Below are 26,271 nucleotides of genomic sequence, written 5' to 3'. Positions count from 1 at the left end.
CTACCAACAGAGCTAAGGGTGAATGCGCACCAACAGAGGGAAGGCTCACTTCTCAATTTGACACAATCTTTACACACTCTTTACAGAATTTTGAGATGATCCAGTGCAACTAGCCGTTACTAATGGTAAAACCCAAATAGTGATGAACACATATCAAGAAACTACATATAGCATCTGTCAAAAGAGGTATATTTTTGAGTGTTCTGTGTTTATCCAAAATTTGTAAAGGACTAGGCTTACAGCAGGATTGTTCATGAGACTTTTGCTGGTAGAGGATGACAATGCTCTAGCTCTAACCTTGAGTAAAGTGTTGAGAGAGCAGAATTATATTGTAAATATTGCTGGAGATGGGGAAGAAGGTTGGGAGTATGCTCAAGCCTTTACCTATGACCTGATTGTGCTCGAAGTGGATTTACCCAAGCTCGATGGTATCAGCTTGTGTAAGCGACTACGGCAGGCAAGCTACGATAGAGGGATTTTGCTGTTACTTTCTCAAGCAGCTATTGCTGAGCAAGTCAAGCTTAATGCTGAGGCTGATGATTATATTGTTAAACCCTTTACAGCCAAGGATCTGTTGACTCGGATTAAGACATTACTGCGTCACCACAGTGTTTCTGGATTAAGGCTACTGGAATGGGGTGATGTTTGCCTAGACCCGAGTACCTGTGAAGTAACTTATAAAGGGCAACTGCTCCATCTCTCACCAAAGGAATACGGTCTTCTAGAACTATTCCTGAGCCATCCGCGCCGAGTATTTAGTCAGAGTATCATTCTTGAACATCTGTGGTCATTTGAAGACCCTCCTTCACCAGAAACAGTTAGGGCACATGTTAAGGGGTTAAGGCGCAAGCTCAAGAGTGTTGAAGCTGATGATGTGATTGAAACTGTCTATGGAATGGGCTATCGCCTCAAGAGCTTACCGAGGACCAAGAAAAAGAAACTCAAACCAACCCCAACAAGGTTTAATCAGCCTTGGGAGCGTTCTAAAGGAACCATGTGGCGTCAGTTTGCCACTGTAGAACAGGCGGTTAATGCTCTCGAAGCCGGACATCTTACTGAGGAGCTGCGAAAACAAGCCCAGCAGCAAGTCCACAAGCTCGTCAGAGCTTTAGATAAGTTTGGCTTAGTTGAAGGATCACGCCTAGCCCAAACTATTGAGAACTGGCTAAAGTTCGTCAATATAAGCACGACAAGGAACTCCGGTAAACAAAGATATCGGTCAAGACGCAGGAACTATGACAACCAAATAGAATTACCTAGTCCTCAATTACAGCAACTCAGTTCCCCAACTAATATTCAAAATCTGGCATCTTTGGTAGCACTTCTGTCTGAAGAACTGCAGCAACCTCCATCAGCTTCATCTGGTGATGTCAGTAGTGAGTTGGAGGATAATCCAACCATTACTGTCTTAAAAGAGTATGAACTAACCGAGGATAATAGATCAGACCCCCTGGCACCCGACCAATTACCAAAAAAGCTTCCCTTGATTTTAGTTATCGATGGAGACGTGCAACTGACACAACAGTTGGAAAGAGAAGCAGTGAATTGGGATATGCAAGTAAAAGTTGTCCTAGATCCCAGGGAAGCAAGAGTTGTCATGGATCAAGAAATACCTGATGTTGTGCTACTGGACTTGATGTTTCCCAATTATCCAGAGGTCGGAATCGCACTCCTAAAAGATTTCCAGAACCAATACCCTCAAATCCCAGTAATCGTTTCTACACAGCAAAATCGGTTTAGCGATCGCGTTGAGGTTGCTCGTCAGGGAGGACGAGCGTTTTTATCCAAACCCGTTACGCCAATACAGTTACTAGAAACCGTTGAAGATGTCTTAAATCAAGACAGACCTTCCACCGCCAAAGTCCTGGCAGTAGACGATGATCCCCTAGTGCTCGAAAGTATACGACACTTCCTACAACCTTTAGGAGTGCAGATTATTACCTTAGAAGAACCCGATCAATTTTGGGAACAGCTCGAAGCGACAGGACCTGATCTACTGATTTTGGATTTAGACATGCCCCAATTCAATGGGATTGAACTGTGCCAAGTTGTGCGCAATGATCGCATCTGGCATGGATTACCTATCCTATTGCTTTGTGAACACCAAGACTCTGAAACAATTCACCGCATTTATCAAGCTGGAGCTGATGACTATATCTTTAAACCGATAACGAAATCCGAGTTAGTCACCCGTGTTTTCCATCGTCTAGAGCGTACCAAACTGCTCCGTAGTTTAGGAGAAATTGACCAATTAACTGGTGTGGCTAATCGTCGTCAATCTACCATAGAATTCAAGCGATTACTGCACTTATCCCAACGCTACCATCAACCTCTTTGCTATGCCTTATTGGATTTAAACAACTTAAAGCAGGTGAATGAGGAATATGGTCATGTGATGGGAGATAGAATTCTGAAGCGGTTAGGACAAATCTTGCGGCAAAAGTTTCGGAGTCACGATATAGTTGCCCGCTGGGGAGGTAAGGAGTTCTTCATCGGGATGTATGGTCTCAATCGACAGGCTGGGGTCAGAAGGCTCCAAGAAATTTTGGAGACTGTTAGTGAAGAATTTGATGACTGTGATCTAGTGCAGGTAACATTTAGTGCTGGGGTGGCAGAGTACCCTAAGGATGGCACAGACATCGAAAGCCTCTATCGAGCCGCTGATGAGGCTATTGAGCGAGCCAAAGCCATTGGTCAAGATTGTGTATTGCCAGCTCAATCCCTAGCTGGAAACATCAGTCAGTTGTGATTTTTCAGTTGTGATTTTTCAGTAGGTGAGTAAAGCCTTCTGAGGGTTACACCAAGCTGATGCGTGATCCATTAAACCCAATTGCTACCAAGTAGAACCTGAAAAATCGAGCTGATAGATTCACATTTTATTCACAACTTACTCGATTATTTTACAATTGGGGATAATATAAAGATAGTTTAAAGATTATCGAGTCAAAGATATTGATCTTTCATTTGGAGTTAGGCTCAACAGTATAAAGCTTGAGAGTAGCCATCAAGCATAGGTCATTTTTAAGATCTCATTAGGGTGTAAAGCTTATTTAGTCGAATCCGACAATAGTTCAGCAAAGTGCGAAAGTGCAAACTTTCCGTTGACCGTAGGTCACGCTACGCGAACGGAATCGACGTTTATTGACCCAAGTCGCAAACCTTTGACCGTAGGTCACGCTACGCGAACGTTGCTTTGTTTCTAAGCGGAATATTGGGTGGGGAGTCAGCCAATGGTGGTTTTGCGGTGTGATCCCGCGCTTTAAAAAAGCGCGGGATCACACCGCACTAAGAGATTAATTGTTGTGGGCTGTCTGAAGGGGGCATCTAATCTCATAAATGCGCTTTCCGCATCTAATTATTAAATTCGCGCTTTGGTGCGCTTTCCGTGATGGCGAACGCGCCCCGCGTGACCTACGGTCAAGGGATTGCTCGCGGCCTTGGGTCGCACCTTTGAAAGATTTTGATCCAACCCTAGTAAGCAATTACTGATCAGAGTCTAACTAAAAAATCAAGCCTGACCAATAGGGTATAGAACAGGGTATACAAACGTTTATAGCCTATAAATGTGCTTTTCCCCGCGCCTGTTAAATATAAAATTTCTTGGAAAATTTATCTGCCCATAGCAATAATTTTGGTATTCCAGATCTTAAGGTAAAAGCGTTCTAGGAAAATTTTTTACCAGCCTTAACATCGCTAGTACCTGATTAGTTGATGGGTCATACCCCTCATAGTTCGATGGGTCTGACCTTTCGGAAACTGCTACCAATTATTGTTTCTCTCAAGAGAATTAATCAATTGATATGGGATTTAATTTCAAATTAACAAGCCATTCAGGTCAGAAGACCTTGACTTTGACTGTTAAAAACGATTTTCAGGTGTTTTTTTAACAAATCTTAATTTATTATAAATTAGTAATTTCCGCTAACCCTTTAGTATGAAGCCAATTAACAATTATGTCTGTTACAGGCCATTTAAGCGATATTTCCCTACCAGAAGTTTTTCAGTTTATCGCCCAGGGACAAAAAACTGGATTGCTAAGGTTGGTTCCCTTGCCAATAAACCAAGCCACCCCTAGGAGAACTCATTATATTTGGATGTATCAGGGTCACCTGGTGGCAGCTGCAGATCGGTTAGACAATCAAGGTTTGGTATCGCTGATTGTGAAACACTGCGCGGTTAGCGAACGGGTAATTGCTAAGTTAGCTCAGCTGTGTGCCATAGATAAACCTCTGGGTTTATGCCTGAAAACTCAGGGTGCTTTACAGGGTGAACAATTAAAACAGCTATTTCGAATGCAGATCTTACAGCATGTGTGTGCTTTGTTTCAGCTCCGAGATGGTCAGTTTAACTTTGAACAGAATGTACCCATACCAACACGAGAAATGACGGGTTTGAGTATGCCAACAAAAATAGCTATGTTGAAGGGATTGCGATCGCTCCGCAACTGGGAAGCTCTGGCAGATAAATTACCTGACCCGAATGGCGGTTTGGTCAGTATCAACGGTGGTCAACCTAAATACAGTTTGGATTCTATAGAGTGGCAAGTTTGGGAGTACACCAATGGCAATGTTTCTCTCAAGAGAATTGCAAGGCAACTGAGAGTACCAGTAGAAAAAGTTCAACAAGTTGCTTTTAGACTAATCACAATAGGTTTAGTAGAAGAAGTTCCATTATTGGTTAGCAAATTATGTAACATATCTACATTAAAATAACGGTAACGTGTGGTATTATTATACCTGATTAAACGGTATAAAAAATTAGGTAAATTACTAATTAAAGGTACTATTAATTATGGATTTAAACACAACTGTATTTCCTGATAGCGAGTTTTAGAGTTAGGTAAATTTTCAGCATTGCTCGCACTTTAGTTGATTGGTTAGTTAATATAACCGTTAATCCAAAGCTGCAAATCGTAATCAAACTAGTCTTGAATACTACAATTATTTATCCAGTGCTATCCCGCGCTTTTTAAAAGCTAAGCGTGAACGGGCACCAAGATTTGGCACTCATCTCGATAAGAAAAGAGTTGAGACTTAGAGGCAGGGTTTGACTCAAACACTATGTATCCAGCTTCTTCAGCTACGTTTCCAACTATTCAAAAGAACTTTCACTCATCAGGATCAAGCGAAGATTTATTTAATTCCAACTTAGCACTTTGTCGATTTGGCCAACCGCCAACCTTATAGTAATATGGCAAAACATCTTTGCTCCGATAAAAAAACAACCTCTGTATGGGATTGATGAGGAGCTGAGTGCTCAAAGGTTGCGTTCCTACCTGGAAAGCCCAGACCGATGGCTAAGCTACTTCTTATACAAGTCCTAAGGACTCTCGGCCTTAGTAAACCAAAGCCAACGCCCAGGGTGACACATGGGGCTGATCGCGGTTGAGCTAAAACTCGGATTGTGCCGCACAAACCATCTAAGACTATATAATTTATTGTCACTCATAGTTGACACTTTCAAGGTGCTCTCTTGGTTTTAATTACCCGACATGTCCCTTAATGGTTACCTAAGCGATTTATACTTGCCAGAACTTTTTCAGTTTCTAGAGAAAGGAAAGAAAACTGGTTGGCTCAGAATTACTGTCTTACCCAGAGTTTCTGGATACCGGCGACCAGTTCATCACTTTTGGGTGTATCAGGGTCGGATTGTGGCAGCAGCTAATCGATTGGACCATCAGGGTTTAATTGTCCTGATTGCTCAACATCAGTGGGTTAAACACAGTATAGTCACTACACTAGCTCAGTCATGTACTCCCAATCAGCCACTGGGTTTATACCTCCAAAGTCAAGGTATTTTACAAACTGCACAACTAAAATGGTTGTTTCAGATTCAAATACAACGGCAAGTGTGTCCTTTGTTTGAACTGAAAGATGGTCGATTTAAATTCGAGCAGAACGTGCCGATCCCAACCCTGGAAATGACCGGTTTAAGTATACCGGCAACAGAAGCAACATTGATCGGGTTAAGGGAACTGCAGCACTGGGAGGCTTTAGCTGAGCAATTGCCTGACCCTAATTGGGGTTTAGTCAGTACCATCTGCGATCCACCCCAATCCCATTATCGACTCAACGTTTTAGAATGCAAAGTGTGGAATTATACAACAGGCAAAGTTTCTCTCAAAGCGATCGCAAAGCAGCTGAAACTACCAGTAGCACAAGTAAGGCAGATTGCGTTTAGGCTAATCACAGTGGGTCTTGCACAAGCAAGACCTTTGTTGAAGGATACTTCTCATCAAAACTTAGACAAATCTAGACAAAACCCAATTCCTCTCCACAAACAAAAATATCCATTCATTAGCTTCCGCCGCAATTCATCCCACGTCCGAAAGCAGTAGCGTCGGCGTCGGATGAGCGCACAGGGCAGGGCAAACCAATCTTATTTTTGTACATGCTGGCTGGATGAGGATTTCAGCAGCGGTGCGACCCCGGTCGGGTTTCCCGACAAGGGTGAACGCCCACCAATAGAATCGAGTCCGGGTTTTTATAAATTGATGAAATCCTTACTGGATAAGGGTTTTGGAATTTAGATGGGGTTTGCCTCTGAAAGCATCATAAACTGACGTTTTGTGTAAGTTTTATCGAACAGTTCAAAGATAAATATCTTCTCCTTGCTCTGTGAAGCGAACATCTTTAATATTCAACTGAGAGTTAGCAGTAAGAGTTTTACGCAAACTACCGAAAAGGGCAAACTGCTCACAAGTGGAGAGGGAGACAAACTGCCGCTGGGAATCTGGTGATAGGCGTAAATCGACGGTAGCCACACCAGTATTGGCATTGACCTTCACGCGATATCCCGATACATTAAAGTCACTGGAGTTACCAGTCTCTAAAACTTTTCCTATAACTGTATTTACTGGATTTCCTACTGGTACAGCTACCTGTTGAGATACCAGAGACTGACACTGACTGTCAGCCCGATAGACATTAAGAATTACTCCGTTAGCTCGATTGCTATTATTATTACCTTGGCTGACTGTAGCCTTAAGCGCGACCTTACCAACCTTGGTTCCTGGTTGAGTTTCTTCCGTAGGTACAGTAATCTTAGGTAGGGTAGTATTAGAGGGTGCTACACCAGTGGTAGAGCTAGGTTCGGTGACTGGTTCAGCAGATAAATTCCCTACAGGAGTTTTCTGGGAACCAGGATTGTTATCACTCACCAAACCATAGCTACTGAAACCAACGACAATTGCTCCAATCGCAACAGGAGCTAGATAGTGTTGAAAACTTTTCATTTGGCTTCGCTCAAAACAATGCTTCTAGCTGTTGTCTAAAGCAACAGTTACATCAATCCATATTCAAGGTGAAGCGTGGTTGATCAGGATAAAATAGTTAAAAAATAGAAACTAGAAAATAAAAATTGAAATAATTTTCAGGCTTATATCCCAATTCTGGGGCATTAGGGCTATACATCAATTTAATCTGGGCATGTCCCGACACTCCCAACACTCTTAACACTCCTGACACTCCCGAGCTCCCCATCTGTATCTATAGTCCTACTTTGAAGAATTGGTATTAACTTTGGGGGAGGCGAAACCCAGCTACCCTGTTGTAATAGCCTTGCTATCCTAAAAGAAGTTCCCCCGTGGAGGACATCCCCGATTCAATCAACCATGACTAAACAACCAGCCCGAATCTGCATTCTCGGTGGAGGCTTTGGGGGTCTCTATACAGCCCTACGCTTAAGCCAGCTGCCTTGGGAAAAGCCCCAACAACCAGAAATTGTCTTGGTTGATCAAAATGATCGGTTCTTATTTTCACCGCTGTTGTATGAACTGATGACTACTGAACTACAAACCTGGGAAATTGCTCCACCCTATGAAGAATTGTTAGCAAACACAGGTGTACGGTTTACTCAGGCAGCGGTAGCAGGCATTGATGTAGAACAGCAGCAGGTACAGCTAGAGACTGGATCGGAATTTCAGTATGATCGCCTGGTGTTAGCCCTAGGTGGAGAAACCCCCCTAGAGCAGGTGCCTGGGGTGGCTGAGTATGCTATCCCGTTCCGCACTATTACTGATGCCTATCACCTGGAAGAACGCTTACGGATTTTGGAAGAATCCGATACAGATAAAATCAGGATCGCTATAGTTGGTGCAGGTTACTCTGGTGTAGAACTAGCTTGCCATCTAGCCGAACGGTTGGGAGAGCGCGGAAGGTTGCGGTTGATTGAACTCGGTGATGTGATTCTAAGAACATCAACGGACTTTAACCGAGAGGCAGCACGCAAAGCTTTGAATGAACAAAAGGTCTGGATTGATTTGGAAACCAGTGTTGAGTCCATTGGACCTGAAACCATTTCTCTGTTGTATAAAGGACAGGTGGATACTATCCCCGTAGATTTAGTGCTGTGGACAGTAGGCACAAGAGTGACACCAGTTGTGCGATCGCTTCCGCTCAAACAAAACCAGCGTGGTCAGCTGGTCACCAGCCAAAGGTTACAAGTGGTTGACCATCCCGAAATTTTTGCCCTAGGTGATCTAGCCGATTGCCGAGATGCTGATAATCAACCAGTTCCCAATACAGCTCAATCCGCTTTTCAGCAAGCTGATTATGTGGGTTGGAATGTCTGGGCTTCTTTAACTGGGCGTCCCCTGCTGCCCTTCCGTTACCAGCAGTTGGGAGAGATGATGACTTTGGGGAAAGACAATGCAACTCTTACTGGTTTAGGTGTGAAGCTGGATGGTCCTTTAGCCCACATAGTGCGGCGACTTGCCTATCTTTATCGGATGCCAACTATAGAGCACCAACTGAAAGTTGGCATGAACTGGATTACTCGACCATTAACTGATCTGCTGTCTGGAACATAAAGACATACATACAGGAAAATGGAAAATGGAAGAAATTAAATGAACAATTAAGCATTAACAATTAACCATTAACCATGGAAAAACCGCGAGTAATTTTTCTAGATGCTGTCGGGACACTATTTGGTGTTCAAGGGAGTGTAGGGGAAGTTTATAGTGCGATCGCTAATCAATTTGGGGTTACAGTACCTGCTTCAGCTTTAGACAAAGCCTTTGTCAAAGCCTTCGCCTCAGCAGAACCAGCGGTTTTTCCAGAAACAGATCCTGAAGAAATTCCCCAGCGAGAATTTGAATGGTGGTCGGTGATTGCCTCCCGCACCTTTGAACAAGTTGGTGTACTTGACCAGTTCACCGATTTCATTGATTTTTTTGACGAACTCTATGGCCACTTTGCCACTGCTCAACCTTGGTTCATTTATCCCGATGTTATCCCAGCTCTGAAAGCATGGCAGCATATTGGTATTGAGTTGGGTGTCGTATCAAATTTTGATTCCCGTCTTGATCTTGTCTTAAAAGCCCTAAAATTAGAAGAATTTTTCTCCTCCATCACAATTTCGACCCAAACTGGCTTTGCCAAGCCTGATCCACAGATTTTTGCTGCTGCTTTACAAAAACATCACTGTAGTGCTCAGGAGGCTTTTCATATTGGTGATAGTTTTCAACAAGACTATCAGGGTGCTCAGGCAGCTGGCTTGAGAGCATTTTTGATCAAGCGCAAACCAATGACTTAAGCATTACGCGATGCTCCTAGGTCGCCGCTACGCGAACGCACCAATTTTTTTCCACAACAGTTTCTGGTTAATAAGCGGTGCTCTGGTATTGTTTGGCTGCTTCTTTGAGCATATTGGCTGCTAACTGTGAATTCTTGGTTCTGGGTAAAGGGTAACCAGCAACTCACTTTCTTTAACTGCTAACTCATCCAACCGCTGATCTACCAGTAGTCGCTCAAAATAGGTATCAGCCAGTACCCAGTAAACACCATAGTGACGAGCCTCAGATGCCATCAAGCTACGATAAAATTTGGCTAAAGATGGATCACAACAGTGAGTTGCTAGTAATCCCAAACGTTCGTGAGAACGAGCCTCGATCAGTCCAGCAACTAGTAAAGAATCCAACAACCGTTCTGGTTCGTTTCGGCGAATCTGACCTTTCAATCCAGCTCCATAGGGTGGTGAAGAAAGGGGAGCTAAGGGAATGCTACGTCTTTCTAGCCACTGGTTAACTTGCTCGAAATGTTCTAGTTCCTCACGGGCAATGACCGTCAGCTGACGCACCAGTTTACTGTAGGATGGGTAGCGAAACATTAAATTCAGAGCTACTCCAGCCGCTTTACGTTCACAATGGGAATGGTCAAGTAAAATAACATCAAGGTTTGCAAGGGCTTGCTCGATCCAAGCCTGGCTAGTAGGTTGTTTGAGGGTATTAATCAAAGGCAGACCAGAAGAAGACACGGTTTTTGTTCAAATCAGAGTAGTTGGCTTGTTCATTGCAGATAGGCTTTGGTATTGCTAGGGGATGCTATTAATTTTAACTGAATCGTGTCAATCCCCGTATTGTTAAGGGGCAGGTGTAATCCCTTCAAAAACTGGGTTCAAGACCCACTTTTGTACCAACAAGTTGGGTGCCAAAGCCCTACTTCCCCGTAGCCAATCCGGGTAGTTCATGATAAATTTACATAGATACTACACATAGATACTTAGAAGACAAGTTAAACTAACTACTTGAGCCTATTCCTCAAACTATTACACTTAACGACTCTATTCAGGAATAGCAAATCTCTTAAAAGGAAGACCACTGTGGAAGAATCGGTGCATCAATCTATAAATGGGTATGAGGCTAATGGTATTAGGTATTAGGTACAACAAAAGCAGTTGATAGCCTCTGTGCTTGAGGAGGGCCGCTTCATAGGCTGGTCAGAACCCGCTTAGCCATTTAACCTAGAACTCTGATGCCTAAAGCCATTAACCTTAAATTTTATATGAAGGGGTCTACCTGATATTTAACGAAATTAGATTTGGATAAGTAAAGTAATGACCCACCGTCGTATTGTTATCGGTGACGTTCATGGTCACTATAATCCTCTTATGGCCTTATTGGATGCGATCGCACCCACTAGTGACGACACCGTTTATTTTCTCGGAGACTTGATTGATCGAGGACCGATGAGTTCTCAGGTTGTGGAATTTGTCAAGAAAAATGCTCACCCCTGTTTATTAGGTAATCATGAGCTGATGTTACTAGAAATTATCGGTAACAATTCAGTACCTAACTCAACACGACAAGCCTGGCTATATAGTGGTGGTGAAACTACTATCAACAGCTATGGTGGAAAAGTCTCGCAAGATCACCTTGATTGGATCAAAACACTACCAACCTACATTGATTTAGGAGATACCTGGCTAGTTCATGCCGGGGTTAATCCTCGCATGACCATTGAGGAGCAAACCGTTGAGCAATTTTGTTGGATTCGGGATGAATTTCACAGTATGCGTGAACCTTACTTTCTCGACAAGCTGATCATCACGGGTCACACCATGACTTTCACCTTACCAGGAGTGGCTCCCGGTACCATAGCCCAAGGTTGTGGTTGGCTAGATATAGACACTGGTGCTTATCATCCCAAAAGTGGTTGGATGACAGGTCTAGACATTACCAATAATCTTGTTTATCAAGTTAATGTCTTTCGGGGTGATGTTCGCCAATTCCCCTTGGAAGAAGCCGTGACCAAGATAGAACCTAGTAAAATATGCCGACGTCAAGTGTTGAGTACCTCGTGACGGTGATATAGGTTAACAAAAAGACTATTAAGCACGCGCTTTATGCTCTTGAGCTAGCTGTGCTTATCTGAGCACTCGCCCTCCACGACCTGTTGTCCTTTTGAGGGCAGCTTTTTTCTGGTTGCGGACTACACGAGTTTTGTTTTTGTAAGCCCGATTGTTTAATCCATCACCAACATAAGCACGATTTGAATCGATAGACTGCTCCAAGGAATCAATTCGGTCTGCTGTTGACGGATGAGTACTCAGAAACCCTGGAATAGAGCCTCTTTGCTTGAGGAGTTTTTTCATAAAGTCTACTGATCCTATCGGAGCATAGCCTGCTTGTTTTAAGTTGTTGATACCTAGTTCATCAGCTTCAAACTCATGCTGACGACTGTTGGGACGACGTAGTGCGAATTCCACGCCCAGATTAACCATCGTGTTGCTATCAACTCCAGCCGCTTCTGCTAAACCTCTAGCGATCGCGGCTTGCCTAATTTGCTGGATACTATGACGAGCTACAATATGACCAATCTCATGAGCTATCACACTTGCCAGTTGAGCTTCATTGTCTGCTGCTGCGATTAAACCCGTGTTAACATAAACAAATCCTCCCATAGTAGCAAAAGCATTAATATTAGCATCATCGACCACCTGGAATGTATAGTTAATATTTGGGCGTTCGCTGCTTTTAGCTAGTCGCTGACCAATTTGATCAACATACCGATTAATTTCCCGATTGCGATAGAGCTTAAATTGCTTGCTAACAAGTTGCTGATTAATTTGCTGACCAATTTGGACTTCCTGTTGATCAGACATATTAGATAACTGGATAATCTGAATACCACGCAATAGCAGCTCTAACCAGGGAACCCCTTGGGCAACCTGAGCTGTTCCCACCACCAGAGTCAGGGATAGAAGCATGCTGATTAACGGATACAACAAACGACGTCGATAACGGGAGTAAATCGATAATATATTGCTGAACATAGCAAAATTATGAATTATTAAATCGAAAAGAGATTATTTTAGCTATTATCCCTTGTTCCAGTGGAAAAAGGGTTTACAGCCATGGCTTGCTGTAGAGGAGCCTTGTCTTTAACATCATAAGTCAACTCTCTACTAGGAGTTGTCTACCATAATTACTGACCAGTAGCATTCCTCCTTATGGTTGAACCCCAAATAGGGTAATATGTTCCACAGACAAACCCGGTGTTCGTTACTCTCACTCACCACTTATGGATAACTTTAATTATAGGTATTATTTATGAGGTATTAGATACATCAAAAGCAGTTGATAGCCGACCTGCTTTAAGAGGAGCGCTTTCTAACTAGGTTAGAACCCCCTTAACCATTCAACCTAGAGCGAGCAAACCTTAAGGAGTTATCTTTACGCTATACAATTTTCACAAAAACACCTAACCAATTTTATGGCTATTGTAGATTCTAAAGGACGTTTGTTTGGCAAGGTGAGCATTATCGACTTCGGTGCTGCCTTGGTGATTTTGTTGGTAGTTGTAGGAATTTTCTTCTTTCCTGGTGAGTCTGGTTCCGTTGCCCAACTCAATAGCACCAAACCAGTAGAAGTAGATGTTATTGTCCGGGGGTTAAGCTTACTTGAACCAGATGTTTTGGTCAATCAGTTGGAGGAGACCAAGAAGACTAATATTGTTATTCGTAAGCAACCCTATGGTCAGGTTGACGTCAAATCCGTCAAAATTCTGCGTAGAAGTGTCCTGGTGCCACAACCAGATGGCTCTATCAAAGAACTACCAGATCCCAGACCTAGCTTTTATGGGATTAATATGTTACTCACCTTAGGTGGTAAAGCAACAATCACCAAAGATGGAGTAGTCCTGGGCAATAGCAAGATTAAAATTGGTACTCCGGTAGAGTTAGAAGGTAGAGATTATAACTTCAACGCCAGTGTGATTAATGTCAGAGTAAATTAATCATGAGTGATGGGGTGAATTGAACTAAGAATTGATGCCATACACCCCACCCTCGCGCACCCGCAAGGGAGCGATTGTCATCATTTCTTGACCTCACTTAGTATCAGCTTTTTCCACCGAAGCATCATTGATTCCCAGAGTAAGCCGTAGAGGTTTCCGGTAAGGATAGGCTCTAGCAACTTGCCGGTAAACGTCATAGTTAGTAGGTAGTGTAACTATCTGTGCTCCCTCTTTATAGGTGATATCGTATTTAACTGTACGCAACAGCTCTGGCTTGCTAGGCTTATGATGAAGTGGCTGACGCTGTTCTACCTCATCAATGGTTGGTTTTGGTGGGACAACTGGCCACCATAACCCCTTGTCATCAGGTCCTGTTACAGCACCTTCTGGTTTCTCACCATTGCGGTTAACTACGGACTTGGAAGCAAACTCCTCAACATCGGGATCTCTATCAGTTGTTGAATTAATAGAATACTCAACTCGCCAGGTTAAGGTGGTTAGTGCTGTAGCTTCATACTCAGTAATAATCACAGTGTTACAACTACTAAGCACTACTGCTACACAAAAGCCGATCAACATCAAGATAATCTGGCGACGCCGCAACATGCGATCAAGTAGGACATGGAAACTAGTCAAATTCACTCCACCCCATCCAAACTTACGACTAAATGCAATTTGCTCCGCTATACCCTATTGTGTACCAAATTCTCAAACCTGCCTTTCCCAATTGCTTGTGGTCAGGAGCAACGGATTCACCAGCGATCGCACTGACCTTCGATGATGGACCCCATCCACACTACACTCCCAAGTTACTGCAAGTCTTAGACCGCTACCAAGTCAGAGCAAGTTTTTTCTGGTTGGGCGTTTGCGTAAACCAATCCCCCAGTGTCGCCAGAGAGGTTTACCAACAAGGTCACTGGTTGGGACTCCATGGATATTACCATCAGTCTTTTCCCTTTCTAAAACGGGATGCCCTTAAGCAGAGTTTGCTCCTTACCCAAGACGCGATCGCTCAAGCTTGTCAGATTCAGCCAGACAAGCTAAAAGATGTTCGTCCCCCTAACGGATTATTTACACCCCGAACCTTGAATATACTGCACCAGTGGAACTATAGATCAGTAATGTGGAGTGTTGTCCCAGAAGACTGGAAACGTCCTGGTGTCAGTATAATCGTGGAGCGAGTGCTAAAGCAGGTTCAAAACGGTTCCCTGATCGTCTTACATGATGGTTATTATGGAGGACAAGATGTGGTTGAAACTACGGCTGAGTTAATTCCTCAGCTATTGCACCAAGGTTATAACTTTGTTAGTATTAACCAGCTATGGCAGGAAAATTAGTAGTGCATGTTAATTGACTTACGGTTTTCTCGCTGACTGCACCGTAAACTCCTAGAAAAATTGCATTGCTAGACGCTTCCGGTTTTCCATCTCCGGAACTCCTGTAGTGAACTACTCGGGTCCAATTACCTACTCTATATACTTCATATAGAGTACAGTATCGAGTTTGACGCTATATGTAGTGCTCAGCTAATCTGATAAATTTTAAAAAGAATGAGCAAAACGTAAAAATTAAAATTAGAAATTAAAATAATGATCAAGCACTAGCTCTATCAGACGAGGAGAGTTGCCTCCCCTACGCAATGTTGAGATCGTCTTTCTCTGGAGTATTTCCAATGCCCTGGTTCACCATTCTCTTGCGCAGAAATAGGGAATTAGGAGCTGGTTAAATGAACTTACTTGGCAGTACTTTCACAAGCGCGTCTTACTACATTGGCTAGGGTTGTGTGTTACAAGAGTAATGCAAAATAATCATTACCTAGACCCAGAGCTTGTCAATGGTTATCATACAGGACAAGTTAATTAACGTAGTGAAGTCCAACTGTCGGGTTTTATAGAACATTAGTACTAAAATAGTGACTATAATTCTAGACATAAGGGAAGTGGGTACTTATTGCTACACTTTCTCAAAGCTTTTGACCGGATAAATAAGCTAAATTTTTCTGATAAACACTAGAGCAAAATTTTGTAAATAAGGCTACAATCAAAAAGTCTTCCCAAAATTCAGTATTAACACTTAAATGGATAGTAGATTCACTGCAAGTTAAGTCCAAGGAAATAGAGTCGATCTAATTCCTACGGCTGAAGCGATTCGACCCACCATAGGGTGCAACAAACAAGGTTCTCACTGACTAAGCTATCTTAAGTAGATCAACGGACATCATCTACTGGTCTGAAACTGAAGGAGCATGAGGAAAAAACATGACCCAGGCAAATGAATTACTCGCAACAATCGCCCAACCTCAGAGCGATTTAGAAGTCTTGATTGAGGATGACGTGAACCGAGATGATTTGGTGGACGCTCAACCGGACGAGGAAAATACTAAGCCTGGTAAGGGGCGATCTAACCGTCGCCGAACCCAAAGCAAAAAGAAGCACTATACAGAAGATTCAATTCGCCTCTATTTGCAGGAAATTGGCAGGATTCGTCTACTCAGAGCTGATGAAGAAATTGAATTAGCCCGTAAAATTGCTGATTTGTTGGAATTAGAACGAGTGCGGGAGCGCTTGTCTGATGAGTTAGACCGGGAACCTGGAGATCGGGAATGGGCAACAGAGGTCGATATGGAGCTGCCAGCTTTCCGTTACCGCTTACACGTCGGTCGGCGGGCTAAGGAAAAAATGGTGCAGTCTAACCTCCGTTTGGTGGTTTCCATCGCCAAAAAATACATGAATCGAGGACTCTCATTCCAAGACTTGATTCAAGAAGGTTCTCTAGGTTTAATCCGGGCTGCGGAAAAATTTGACCACGAAAAAGGCTACAAGTTTTCCACCTATGCTACCTGGTGGATTCGTCAAGCTATTACTCGTGCCATTGCTGACCAGTCCCGGACTATCCGCTTACCTGTTCACCTTTATGAAACCATCTCGCGGATCAAGAAAACTACTAAACTCCTTTCTCAAGAAATGGGTCGCAAGCCCACAGAAGAGGAAATTGCAGATCGGATGGAAATGACCATCGAGAAGTTGCGATTCATTGCCAAATCAGCCCAACTTCCCATCTCCTTAGAAACCCCTATTGGTAAAGAAGAAGACTCCCGCTTGGGAGACTTTATTGAAGCCGATGGTGAAACCCCAGAAGATCAGGTTTCCAAAAATCTACTCCGGGAAGATCTAGAAAGTGTCCTTGATACCCTTAGTCCCCGAGAACGTGACGTACTGCGTCTACGCTATGGATTAGATGATGGACGGATGAAGACTTTGGAAGAAATTGGCCAAATCTTCAACGTGACGCGGGAACGGATTCGACAAATTGAAGCCAAAGCCCTTCGCAAACTACGCCATCCAAATCGCAATAGCATTCTCAAGGAATATATCCGATAGAAAACCCTGCTGCTTGATAGCAATCAGGGTTTTCTGTTATCGCTGCATCTACTGAGTGGGGAATAGGGAGTCATATTACGTCTGGTTAATCACATATAATACGGTTGTTACCATGTATGTTAATTGTCAATTGACCTATAACAATTTTTATTTAATTTTCAATTTTCAATTGGCTATCAACCAAACATGATAAGTATTCAAACAGACATCATATTACATTCCTTACCCCAATTCCTATCCAGAAATCAGTTCCGGTGCGCTTGACCTTTGAAGAATTAAATTACGGGGTCGCACCGTTTTGATGTTTTAGCTGACATTCCGTAGAACAAACTATGGAATCAGCTAAAAACACATAAGAAAGCTGGAGTTCTAATGTAGAACTCCAGCTATTTATTGAGATTGACAAATTTAACTAACTATTGGGAACTACATTAAGCCCAAAAAGTGTAATACACCTTGACCAGTAATATATTCTGTTACTAAAGCAGCGATGAAACCGATCATAGCTAGACGACCATTTAAGTTTTCTGCTTTAGAGGTGAAACCGAACTTGGCTTCGTTAGACTCTTGATTGGACATTGTTCTTTGCTCCGCGAATTTACTCTGTGTAGCCCGTTTATATTAAAAAATGTAACAAATTATTGGCTAAATGTCAATTATCTGCATAGCCAACCGGGATGAATTGTTTATAAAGTCTTAGGGCGTGTCATCAATGATGTAAACTTATGTGAAGAATAATTTCCTGTTTTCATAATGATCTCTCGTCGCGCATTTCTCAGCAGTCTGTTGGCTAGCTTTATCGTTTTACTGACTTGGATAAATTTTGCCAACCCTGCCCATGCTCTCGGTGGCAAACAACCTCCTCTCGATAAACCCGCACCCGAGTTCACCCTACCAACCAACACTGGTAAGGGTCAGGTGTCCCTCTCGGATTATCAAGGTAAGTGGGTGGTACTCTATTTCTATCCCAAAGACTTTACTAGTGGTTGCACCTTGGAAGCTCAGCGATTTCAGAAAGATTTGCCCAAATATACAGACAGAAATGTGCAGATCCTAGGGGTGAGCGTGGATGATGTCGATTCTCACGCCGAGTTTTGTGACTCAGAGGGTTTAAAGTTCCCACTTTTAGCTGACACCGATGGCTCTGTCAGCAAGGCTTATGGTTCTTGGTTAGGTATTATGTCCCTACGCCATACCTATATCATTGATCCAGAAGGCATTCTACGGAAAATATTCCTTGGTGTGAAGCCAGCAATTCATAGCACCGAAGTACTGGCTAGCCTGGATGAGTTAATTTCTACTCCTTGGTGGGTTGATTTGCTACCAATGATTAAGCTTTAACAAGATTTATGCCCTGAGGAGGTTTAATCTCTGGTCTAATATCTCTGGTCTAATATCTCTGGTCTAATATCTATAGATAGAGTTTAACCAAATCAACTCATTTCTAGATATAGCTCTACATATAGCTTGAGTGCCTAAGTCCTATTTAAGCTTCCTTAAAGGAGGCTACTGAAAGCAAGCTGAGTAGCGAAGCCGGATCATCAACAGTAGCGCTGGTTAGCTGAACATTGTCAATGATTAGTCCAGACTGAGTTTGATTACTCAATTCATTCACAACACCAAAGCCTAGGCTGTAGGTTCCAGGTGTAGTGAAGGTATGAGTAAATGTTTTAAATCCAGTTTGGTGGTAAAAGTTGTTCGGTGCTTGACTAAAAACTCCTAGGATGGGGTTAGCTAATTCATAGACAATTTGGGACTTGGGAGAACTAAGGCAAACGAAAGCGAAGTCGGCAACAATAGCCTCATCTCCCACGTCTTCATTGGTGAGAAAATTCCAATCAAAGCTTAAGGTATCACCAAGACCAGGGGTAATAATTTGTTGGATAGCAGCACCTCTGACTACCTTGCTAGAAGTACCACATATGCCAACGGTGTCTAAAATTTTCTGGGCAATACAATCGAGAGTTCCTGTGGACAGGTATAAAAACTCTTCCAGTTTAGAGACTGATGGGGCTTTTGGCTGACCTGTTCTGGTGACTTCGGTATTGCTAGTTCTGAGTAAAAGTTGCTTTTCTCCCTCTGTTGGAGTAATGCCAAAACTGGCTCTTTTGATCCCACCTGGTCCTAGCTTTTGCCACCCTTTGAGTCCTTCTTCAAAGCCACCATTAACTAGTTTAACTGGTTGCTCAGCACTAGAAAAACTAGACGAATCAACCAGATAGTTAATTTCTTTTCTTAAGGTGGACTGTTTTGGCATTTGAGACGTGGACATAAAATTAATTTTTCTAGAACGCTAAAAGTTGAAACGACGATGATTCCAGAAAAATCAGAGGCAATCTTAACTTTTGACATGAGCACCAACCGTATTAACACCCTGATTAATCTGATCAGTTTGATGATCGTCTAATGAATCATCAACGTATTGTGTAAATTTTTACACGGTTGTTTCATGAAAAGTCAATGTATCTAGGTGATCTTTACAAACTATTTATATTTGGATATTTATTCATTAAGTTTCCGAGAAGAAACGATTAACTATAACCTTGACAAATTCGGGTTTTTATCCCTCCGTAAGCTAATCTCCAATATGAAGATTTTGGAAAGGGGTCTGTTCAAGTCAGCTTAATTACTTACTATTCCGAAATCAGAGCAAAAGGAATAGCAAAGATTGGTCAGTTTTTTGACTTTTATTATTTATTTTTTCTATTTGAGGTTTCGTTGAAGTTCCTTCAATATTTTATACATTTCTGGAAGCCGATTGTAGATAGCAGATATTTTTAGCCAAAGTTTGTTGGAAATAGCAGGATAGCCAGACACTACACTTCCGGGTTCTACATCTTTGTGGATTCCGGATTTAGCGGTCACAATTGCTCCATCCCCAACTTTCACTTGATTCGCAATTCCTACCTGACCTGCCAGCAGCACTTGATTACCCACTTTAACTCCTCCAGATAATCCGACTTGGGCTGCCAAGGCACAGTTTTGTCCCACCTCGGAGCCGTGACCAATATGTACCAAATTATCTAATTTAGTGTTGCGTCCAATCCGAGTTTCCCCAACCGCTGGACGGTCAATAGTGCTGTTACAGCCAACTTCCACCCCATCTTCTAAGACCGTGTAGCCAGACTGTTGCATTTTATACCACCCTTGGGGGGTTGGCACAAAGCCAAACCCTTCACCACCAATGACTGCACCACTATGAATTACACAATCGTTACCAATGCGGCTCCGTTCATGAATAGTGCAGTTGGCATGTAGAACAGTGCGATCGCCTATTTCCACTTCAGGATATAATACTACATTAGGATGGATAAAAACCTGATTCCCAATCTTTACCCCTGCTGAAATTATGACGTTGGGTCCAATATACACATCTGTTCCTAACTGAGCATCTGGGTCAATCACTGCACTGGGGTGGATGACTGGTGCTGGTTGAAAGGGTTGATAGAAACATGCGATCGCATGAGCAAATAGTAATCTCGGTTCAGATGTCCCTACCCAAGCTATACCTCTTTCTGTCGCTTTTTCCTGTAATGCTTCATCCAGAGACAAAATTAAGGCACTCGCCTGGGTTTTTTCTACCATGTGGGCAAACTTGGGTCCCTCAATATAACTGAGAGTGCCTGGGGTGGCTGCATCGATGGGAGCAACTCCAGTAATTTCAGGGTTAAGCTCTGTAGCGCTATTCAGGCTATGGCACAAAGACCCTGTACTACCCAGGTGTTCTATTAAAAGACTAAATTTCATGGCTCAGCAATGGGTGGGTGTGGAATTTCACATCTGGAATGATAGGATAAATTGGTGACTAACCGCCATTGCTCCGCGAGTTAGTTAGATGGGATTCACAATGCCTTAGTTAGATTGGGTTTTCCTGGGGATTAACTTATTCCATGACTCCCATTGCCCTTGGATGATTGAGTCATTAGTCTACAAGTTGCTTAGTTCCATCTATAGATGGAACTAATTAAGACCTCGAAAGTTTAATGACTAACGACTAATCAATCATGTCTGGTGGTACTATGGTAAACTTGATAAAACTTTTGGGGTTTCCTGTAAATGTGGTACACCATCAGACTGTTGAGGATCTGGTGGACTAATATAGACTAGTAAGTTGAGCAATATTGTAATAGTAAGCGCCTGAAAAACTTTCTTAAACACGAGCCACACTCCTCATTCCTAATATTTAGTCTTGGTGAAACAATCGGAAACGATGCTAGTTAACTGAGATACGAACTTTCTAAAAATTGATACACCCGTGAAGGTAATTAACTCTACCAGTTTATTTAAGCAACCATATAAGTGCCAAGTTATATGTTCCGCCTTAGTGACTGGCACAGTGCAAAGGGTTGATCCTAAATCATTCTGTGTAATTTAATAGATTAGGGGTAGCCGAGATTAGAACCAAAGCAAGAGTTTGCTAGTCGCTACAATGTAAAGGAAAACCAATCTACTAGCCACCTTAAGTCAGCACCCCACTCTTGCCTAGACAGGACTCCCTAGCCTAGTCATGCAACATAGCTGATCAGCTTAAGACCTCTGAAGTCTAGGTTATCGGCAAGGGTGAAAGTTACTACCTTAGGATGGAATGCCAGTCCGAAGCTGATTAACCAGATCGTTAAACAGTCCTACAAGGGGTAAGACAGTGCCATTCTTTATTCTGACAGGATAGTACCTACTGATAACAAGCCGCGAGGCAAACATGAGGTTCTGCTTCGATAGGCTTTTGAGGCTGTTAACAGGAACGGGTATGAACTGCATCTGTTCTCCCCACATTGATCCAAGACGGTTTTAACCGCCCTTTTCCTTTGTTTTTCCTCCCCAGTCGCCCATACACGGGGTTTGCAAATTTCACGCTTATTTTTTATGATTCCTACAGTTATCGAGCAATCCGGTCGTGGCGAACGTGCCTTTGATATTTACTCTCGTTTGTTGCGAGAGCGCATTGTATTCCTCGGACAACAGGTTGATTCTGACTTAGCTAACTTAGTGGTTGCCCAATTACTCTTTCTAGAAGCCGATGACCAGGAAAAAGATATTTACCTGTACATCAACTCTCCTGGCGGTTCAGTCACTGCGGGCATGGGCATTTTCGATACGATGAATCAAGTTGCTCCGGACGTATGCACTATCTGTGTTGGACTAGCAGCTAGTATGGGGGCTTTCTTACTCAGTGCTGGTGCTAAGGGTAAACGCATGAGCTTGCCTCACTCCCGGATTATGATTCATCAGCCACTGGGAGGAGCACAGGGACAGGCAAGCGATATAGAAATCCAAGCAAAAGAAATCCTGTACCACAAGCAGCAGCTAAACAATTATTTAGCAGAACATACCGGTCAGCCACTGGAAAAGATTCAGGAGGATACCGAGCGGGATTTCTTTATGTCAGCGACTGAGGCTAAGGACTATGGTTTAATCGACCAGGTCATTGAGCGACGTCCCATAGCAACCCCTCTCCCAACAAACTAAGGTCTTATTGAACTCTCCACGCTTTGAAAAACGTAGATTCTAAGCGGATGTCGTTACGCGGGTTAAAACCGCGCTCCACGACGCTTAACGATAGGATCTAGATAGTGAATCCAGTTTGTACCGTTGTGGCAGGTTCAAGGCTGCCCTACTGACCTCGGCTAGGGGAAACCCTAGCTGTGTCACTACTTTTCTTAAAATGTTGCCAGCTCCGTTGCAGTCGGCATTTATTAATTCGCCTTTTGCCGACCGATAAAGTCCACGCTTCACTCGCTTTCCGCTTACTGTCCACCCCTGCGCTTTGGCGCACGCTACGCGAACAGGTTTCGCGCCGAGCACAGGTAGAAAGTCACGATCTAAAAAGCTAGCTTTGCTGGTGTAGCTTTCTTCGGTTTCGACAAATTTAATTCCGTATTCAACGCACAATTGTTCAATCCGGTTTTTCAATTTGGCGGTAGGAATCTGAACAAACTGCTGATTATTCTTTTTGCCAATATTTATGCTGTCTTTATTTCGCTTGTTCCAGCCAAATACTACTGTGCTAATCTGATTGATTTGACACCAATTAATAATGAATCTAGCAACCTTGTTCACGTTGTCACGCATTTGTCGATTGCGCCTCTCAGTCAAAGAAGCTAATTTCTCATCCCAATAGTCTTGAGATTTTCCTTTTTTGATTGCAGCTACACGCTTGTTGTACCACTGGTTCTGCGATTTAACTTTTCTGCCATCTATAATGAATGACTTCCCCACATTAGAGACGCAGGTTAACCAGTTATTGAGACCTGGATCGATGCCTAAAACATTGCTCGTTGGTGCTACTGGATCAGGGCTTGGTCTCTCATATAAAAACTCCAAATAAAAACAGCCATTCCTAGGGACAAACCGATATTCTTTGATTGATTTGAAATCGATATTGGATGGCATTGACAGTAAAAAATGGTCAATCCCAAACCAAGCTTTAATCTGCTTCCCTAAAGTAAATTTGAGTTTACCTTTCACTAGTTTCACCCACCGAGCGGGATAACTAACTACAGCTAGACCTCCCTTATTGCGGTACTTTGGGACTCTAGGCTTGTCAGTCAATTGCCCTTTGTCGTACAGCTTCTTGAGAGCCTTGTAAGACTTGAAGGACTCAACAATTCCGTGTAATGTCTGTTGGGCACAGGCAGACCTCATTGCCTTAAAGTGGACATTAGTTTTCATTATTTTGTCCAACTCTGCCTTATTGAGGTATTTGCCAGCCTTAAACAACATTTGACGGCAATAATATAGCCCACAATTGGTGAGCTTGTTGGCTTCTGAGCAGATAAACTCTATGAACGCTTTTTTTTCAGGTTTTGTAGTTATTAAATGTTGCTGGCAGCCATACATTTTGTATCGTTTTTTTACTGTATTATATTAATAATATAACCTGTAAATTAAGGTGTCAAGCGAATGCCATAAAAAACTAATAAAAAAGTGGGAAGACCAAGTTTACATGGCGTACGAAAGAAATCGTATAGTGTCATGACAACAGAGACAGCCTGGAATGGATTAAAAGAGATGGCCAAAGATTCTTGATTAAGCCTTTCTGAATTCTTAGAGACTTTAGGTAGAACCAGGCAACTTCCATAACACGAGAGCCGTATGGGAATCCCGGCGCGCTCCCCGGCCACTCAATAAATTAAGTGGCTAACTCTCGCTTGATGTTTCTCTGTTTGGGAAGATGCTAAAGCGATCGCCTTTGGCGGAAGCTTTGCTTCATCGCTAACCAGCTTCCGACTATTGCTGAAGTGGCTCTGGAAATTAACAATAAGCAGTTAATCACAGGAGTTAAGCCATTACTTTCCATAAACCACTATATATAGTGGTTTATGGAAAGTAACAATAAAATCAATCACCACAAGGTAACTTCAGCTATAGGAAATCAAAACGGATATCGGATTTCCTAGTTAGCGTGAGGTAGATCTAGATTTTTTTCCTGATCTTGATTGAGACTTTAGCTTATATCGAAATCGAATCATATAAAAAATTAATCTTAATAGCTACTTGACTATTAATTATCAAATCAATTATCTCTGGTGAGAGAACTTTCATGCCATTGCCCCAGAACCAAGTTGGATAAGGTGGTCAAGAGTAAAAAAATCAAGATACCTAGACTACTAATCATAAACAAAGCAGCAAACATCCGGGGAATTTCGAGATTGTAGCCAGCAATTAGCATTTGATAAGCAATTCCTGAATTAGCACCGCCTGTACCGGCAACAAACTCAGCTACTATTGCTCCGATTAAGGCTAATCCACCACTGATACGTAATGCAGCTAAAAAATAGGGTAAAGCACTTGGTAATCGCAGATACAGCATTGTCTGCCAGCGAGATGCTTTGTAAAGCCGGAACAGGTCACTTAAGTTGGAATCGATACTATTTAAACCAAAAGTCGTATTAGAAATAATTGGGAAGAATGCTACAATCCAAGCACAAATTACCAAAGCAGCAAAGGTATTGTTACTCAGCCAAATAATAATTAAAGGCGCGATCGCAGCAATAGGCATTGTTTGCAGAACTACTGCATAGGGATATAAGCTTTTTTCAATCCACTTACTCTGAGCCATTAACATGGCAATTAGCAATCCTGAAACTGCTGCTATTATAAAAGCAGCTACTGTTATTTTTATGGTGATCAGCAATGGCTGAAATAAACTGTTCCAGTCCCTAATTAATACCTTGATAATCAGCAAAGGACCTGGTAATATATATGACGGCGTGCTAGTCACTCGAACAGAGATATCCCACACCATCAAAACCAGGATTCCCACTGCCACAGGGGCTATAATATCGATAGATAGCAAACGTTTAAATTTTAGCTTTGGCAGAACGAAGGCTTTGTTTTTTGTCATAAAATTATTAGATAGCGTTTAATATAGCTGTAAAATTATAGCTGTAAAATTTATAGTCATATTTTTGATAATCATAATTTATCAGTTATGTCTAAATAATAATTTAGAAAATCTCACTCATAATTCATCCCTTTTGACAACTGCTCAGCCACCTTCTGACAATATTTGGTATAAACTAAGGATGTACGAAACTGTTGGTTACGTGGTGATGGTTCATCAATAGTTATATCTGCCACTACTCGACCTGGACGAGCCGCCATTACTACCACCCGATTGGATAGATATACGGCTTCATAAATATTGTGAGTTACAAAAACGACAGTCCAGTGTTTTTTACTCCACAAATCAAGTAACTCCAGGTTAAGCTTAGTACGAGTGATATCATCCAAGGCTCCAAACGGCTCATCCATCAGCAATACCTTGGGAGAAGTAACAAGAGCTCTGGCAATAGAGACTCGCATTTTCATGCCACCGGAGAGTTGACGGGGATAGGATTGGGCAAAATTTTCCAGTCCAACTAATTGGAGCGCTTCTTTAATAGCATTATCAGCAACTTGTTTAGATACCCTAGCCAATTTAAGAGGCAAACGAACATTTCCCATTACCGTTGCCCAAGGCATTAGAGCTGCTTCTTGGAAGACAAAAGCTATCTCATTTTGGTGGGTGCGATCGCTCCATTCTATGTTTCCCGAACTCATAGTGCTTAGTCCAGCAATGATGCGTAGCAGGGTACTCTTACCACATCCCGATGGTCCAACCAGACTGATGAATTCAGACTTATTGATGTTCAGATTTAGATCTTTTATGGCTACAGTACCATTGTCAAAAGTTTTATTGACATCGGTAAGAGAAATAGCTGGTGTTTGGTTCATCTATTGTCAGTTATTAGCAATAGACTTCTTGCTGGGGGGGCGACAAGCGCCCTGTAACCCTTGATATATCTTAAATTGAGCGAATTATGGTAAAAAAAGATAGGTCATAACTTGTCAATACGACCTATCAATTGAAAATGGTACCAGAATTATATCAA

The 26,271-nt window shown here is 42.5% G+C and carries 21 protein-coding genes; 11 read left to right on the top strand and 10 right to left on the bottom strand.

What is annotated here, in order from left to right; translation table 11 throughout:
* The first annotated feature begins 253 nt into the window (after positions 1-253).
* The 3 genes from F6K52_RS10780 (at position 254) to F6K52_RS10770 (ending at position 6,337) form a co-directional block, all read left to right on the top strand.
* Positions 254-2,749 (top strand): response regulator, encoded by a 2,496-nt coding sequence (locus F6K52_RS10780; RefSeq protein WP_293077237.1) that lies wholly within the window; start codon positions 254-256, stop codon positions 2,747-2,749.
* Positions 2,750-3,953: 1,204 nt separating this feature from the next.
* Entirely contained in the window at positions 3,954-4,712 is a 759-nt protein-coding gene (locus F6K52_RS10775; RefSeq protein WP_293077235.1) for a DUF4388 domain-containing protein, read from the top strand.
* 779 nt (positions 4,713-5,491) lie between these two features.
* The gene (locus F6K52_RS10770) at positions 5,492-6,337 is read left to right on the top strand and encodes a DUF4388 domain-containing protein (RefSeq protein WP_293077233.1); all 846 of its coding nucleotides are present in this window, start codon (positions 5,492-5,494) and stop codon (positions 6,335-6,337) included.
* 252 nt (positions 6,338-6,589) lie between these two features.
* Here F6K52_RS10770 and F6K52_RS10765 read toward each other — a convergent pair whose 3' ends face one another.
* Positions 6,590-7,234, bottom strand: a complete 645-nt coding sequence (locus F6K52_RS10765; protein WP_293077231.1) for a sporulation/spore germination protein — start codon at positions 7,232-7,234, stop codon at positions 6,590-6,592.
* A 378-nt stretch (positions 7,235-7,612) separates the two neighbouring features.
* Here F6K52_RS10765 and F6K52_RS10760 point away from each other — a divergent pair, with 378 nt between their 5' ends.
* On the top strand, positions 7,613-8,809 hold the full coding sequence (locus tag F6K52_RS10760) for an NAD(P)/FAD-dependent oxidoreductase (RefSeq protein WP_293077229.1): 1,197 nt from the start codon (positions 7,613-7,615) through the stop codon (positions 8,807-8,809).
* Between the two features lie 74 nt (positions 8,810-8,883).
* Positions 8,884-9,537, top strand: a complete 654-nt coding sequence (locus F6K52_RS10755; RefSeq protein ID WP_293077227.1) for an HAD family hydrolase — start codon at positions 8,884-8,886, stop codon at positions 9,535-9,537.
* 120 nt (positions 9,538-9,657) lie between these two features.
* On the opposite strand, the gene miaE is transcribed toward F6K52_RS10755, so the two are convergent.
* A complete protein-coding gene (miaE, locus tag F6K52_RS10750) occupies positions 9,658-10,257 on the bottom strand; it encodes a tRNA isopentenyl-2-thiomethyl-A-37 hydroxylase MiaE (protein ID WP_293077225.1) in 600 nt (199 codons plus the stop codon).
* 579 nt (positions 10,258-10,836) lie between these two features.
* Between miaE and F6K52_RS10745 the strand changes: the two genes are divergently transcribed.
* On the top strand, positions 10,837-11,583 hold the full coding sequence (locus F6K52_RS10745) for a metallophosphoesterase family protein (RefSeq protein WP_293077223.1): 747 nt from the start codon (positions 10,837-10,839) through the stop codon (positions 11,581-11,583).
* A 63-nt stretch (positions 11,584-11,646) separates the two neighbouring features.
* On the opposite strand, the gene F6K52_RS10740 is transcribed toward F6K52_RS10745, so the two are convergent.
* Positions 11,647-12,555, bottom strand: a complete 909-nt coding sequence (locus F6K52_RS10740) for a M48 family metallopeptidase (RefSeq protein WP_293077221.1) — start codon at positions 12,553-12,555, stop codon at positions 11,647-11,649.
* A 440-nt stretch (positions 12,556-12,995) separates the two neighbouring features.
* Here F6K52_RS10740 and F6K52_RS10735 point away from each other — a divergent pair, with 440 nt between their 5' ends.
* Positions 12,996-13,517, top strand: a complete 522-nt coding sequence (locus F6K52_RS10735) for a DUF4330 domain-containing protein (RefSeq protein WP_008182013.1) — start codon at positions 12,996-12,998, stop codon at positions 13,515-13,517.
* Positions 13,518-13,610: 93 nt separating this feature from the next.
* On the opposite strand, the gene F6K52_RS10730 is transcribed toward F6K52_RS10735, so the two are convergent.
* Positions 13,611-14,159: a hypothetical protein gene (locus tag F6K52_RS10730; protein ID WP_293077218.1), complete on the bottom strand. Its 549-nt coding sequence runs from the start codon at positions 14,157-14,159 to the stop codon at positions 13,611-13,613.
* A gap of 26 nt (positions 14,160-14,185) precedes the next feature.
* On the opposite strand from F6K52_RS10730, the gene F6K52_RS10725 reads away from it, so the two are divergent.
* Positions 14,186-14,854: a polysaccharide deacetylase family protein gene (locus F6K52_RS10725; protein ID WP_293077216.1), complete on the top strand. Its 669-nt coding sequence runs from the start codon at positions 14,186-14,188 to the stop codon at positions 14,852-14,854.
* Between the two features lie 921 nt (positions 14,855-15,775).
* Entirely contained in the window at positions 15,776-16,897 is a 1,122-nt protein-coding gene (gene rpoD, locus F6K52_RS10720) for an RNA polymerase sigma factor RpoD (RefSeq protein ID WP_293077214.1), read from the top strand.
* A 426-nt stretch (positions 16,898-17,323) separates the two neighbouring features.
* Here rpoD and F6K52_RS10715 read toward each other — a convergent pair whose 3' ends face one another.
* Positions 17,324-17,476, bottom strand: a complete 153-nt coding sequence (locus F6K52_RS10715) for a chlorophyll a/b-binding protein (RefSeq protein WP_070390973.1) — start codon at positions 17,474-17,476, stop codon at positions 17,324-17,326.
* 174 nt (positions 17,477-17,650) lie between these two features.
* On the opposite strand from F6K52_RS10715, the gene F6K52_RS10710 reads away from it, so the two are divergent.
* Positions 17,651-18,238 (top strand): peroxiredoxin, encoded by a 588-nt coding sequence (locus F6K52_RS10710; protein WP_293077212.1) that lies wholly within the window; start codon positions 17,651-17,653, stop codon positions 18,236-18,238.
* A 145-nt stretch (positions 18,239-18,383) separates the two neighbouring features.
* Here F6K52_RS10710 and F6K52_RS10705 read toward each other — a convergent pair whose 3' ends face one another.
* Together F6K52_RS10705 and lpxD are read right to left on the bottom strand one after the other, a co-directional pair.
* Positions 18,384-19,169, bottom strand: a complete 786-nt coding sequence (locus F6K52_RS10705; protein WP_293077210.1) for a hypothetical protein — start codon at positions 19,167-19,169, stop codon at positions 18,384-18,386.
* 431 nt (positions 19,170-19,600) lie between these two features.
* On the bottom strand, positions 19,601-20,644 hold the full coding sequence (gene lpxD / locus F6K52_RS10700) for a UDP-3-O-(3-hydroxymyristoyl)glucosamine N-acyltransferase (RefSeq protein ID WP_293077208.1): 1,044 nt from the start codon (positions 20,642-20,644) through the stop codon (positions 19,601-19,603).
* Between the two features lie 1,116 nt (positions 20,645-21,760).
* On the opposite strand from lpxD, the gene clpP reads away from it, so the two are divergent.
* A complete protein-coding gene (clpP, locus tag F6K52_RS10695; protein WP_008182028.1) occupies positions 21,761-22,363 on the top strand; it encodes an ATP-dependent Clp endopeptidase proteolytic subunit ClpP in 603 nt (200 codons plus the stop codon).
* An 84-nt stretch (positions 22,364-22,447) separates the two neighbouring features.
* Here clpP and F6K52_RS10690 read toward each other — a convergent pair whose 3' ends face one another.
* The 3 genes from F6K52_RS10690 to F6K52_RS10680 all read right to left on the bottom strand — a co-directional run bounded on the left by F6K52_RS10690 (position 22,448) and on the right by F6K52_RS10680 (position 26,113).
* Positions 22,448-23,734, bottom strand: coding sequence for a transposase (locus F6K52_RS10690; RefSeq protein WP_293077206.1), 1,287 nt, complete (start codon positions 23,732-23,734; stop codon positions 22,448-22,450).
* A gap of 676 nt (positions 23,735-24,410) precedes the next feature.
* Positions 24,411-25,241, bottom strand: coding sequence for an ABC transporter permease (locus F6K52_RS10685; protein WP_293077204.1), 831 nt, complete (start codon positions 25,239-25,241; stop codon positions 24,411-24,413).
* 113 nt (positions 25,242-25,354) lie between these two features.
* Positions 25,355-26,113 carry an ABC transporter ATP-binding protein gene (locus F6K52_RS10680; RefSeq protein WP_293077202.1) on the bottom strand — a complete coding sequence of 253 codons (759 nt, stop codon included), beginning with the start codon at positions 26,111-26,113 and terminating at the stop codon, positions 25,355-25,357.
* Positions 26,114-26,271: the final 158 nt, after the last annotated feature.

It is taken from the genome of Moorena sp. SIO3H5, assembly GCF_010692395.1.
GTDB lineage: Bacteria > Cyanobacteriota > Cyanobacteriia > Cyanobacteriales > Coleofasciculaceae > Moorena.
Note: the sequence above shows the minus strand (reverse complement) of the source record. Positions and strands in the feature narration are given on the sequence as shown.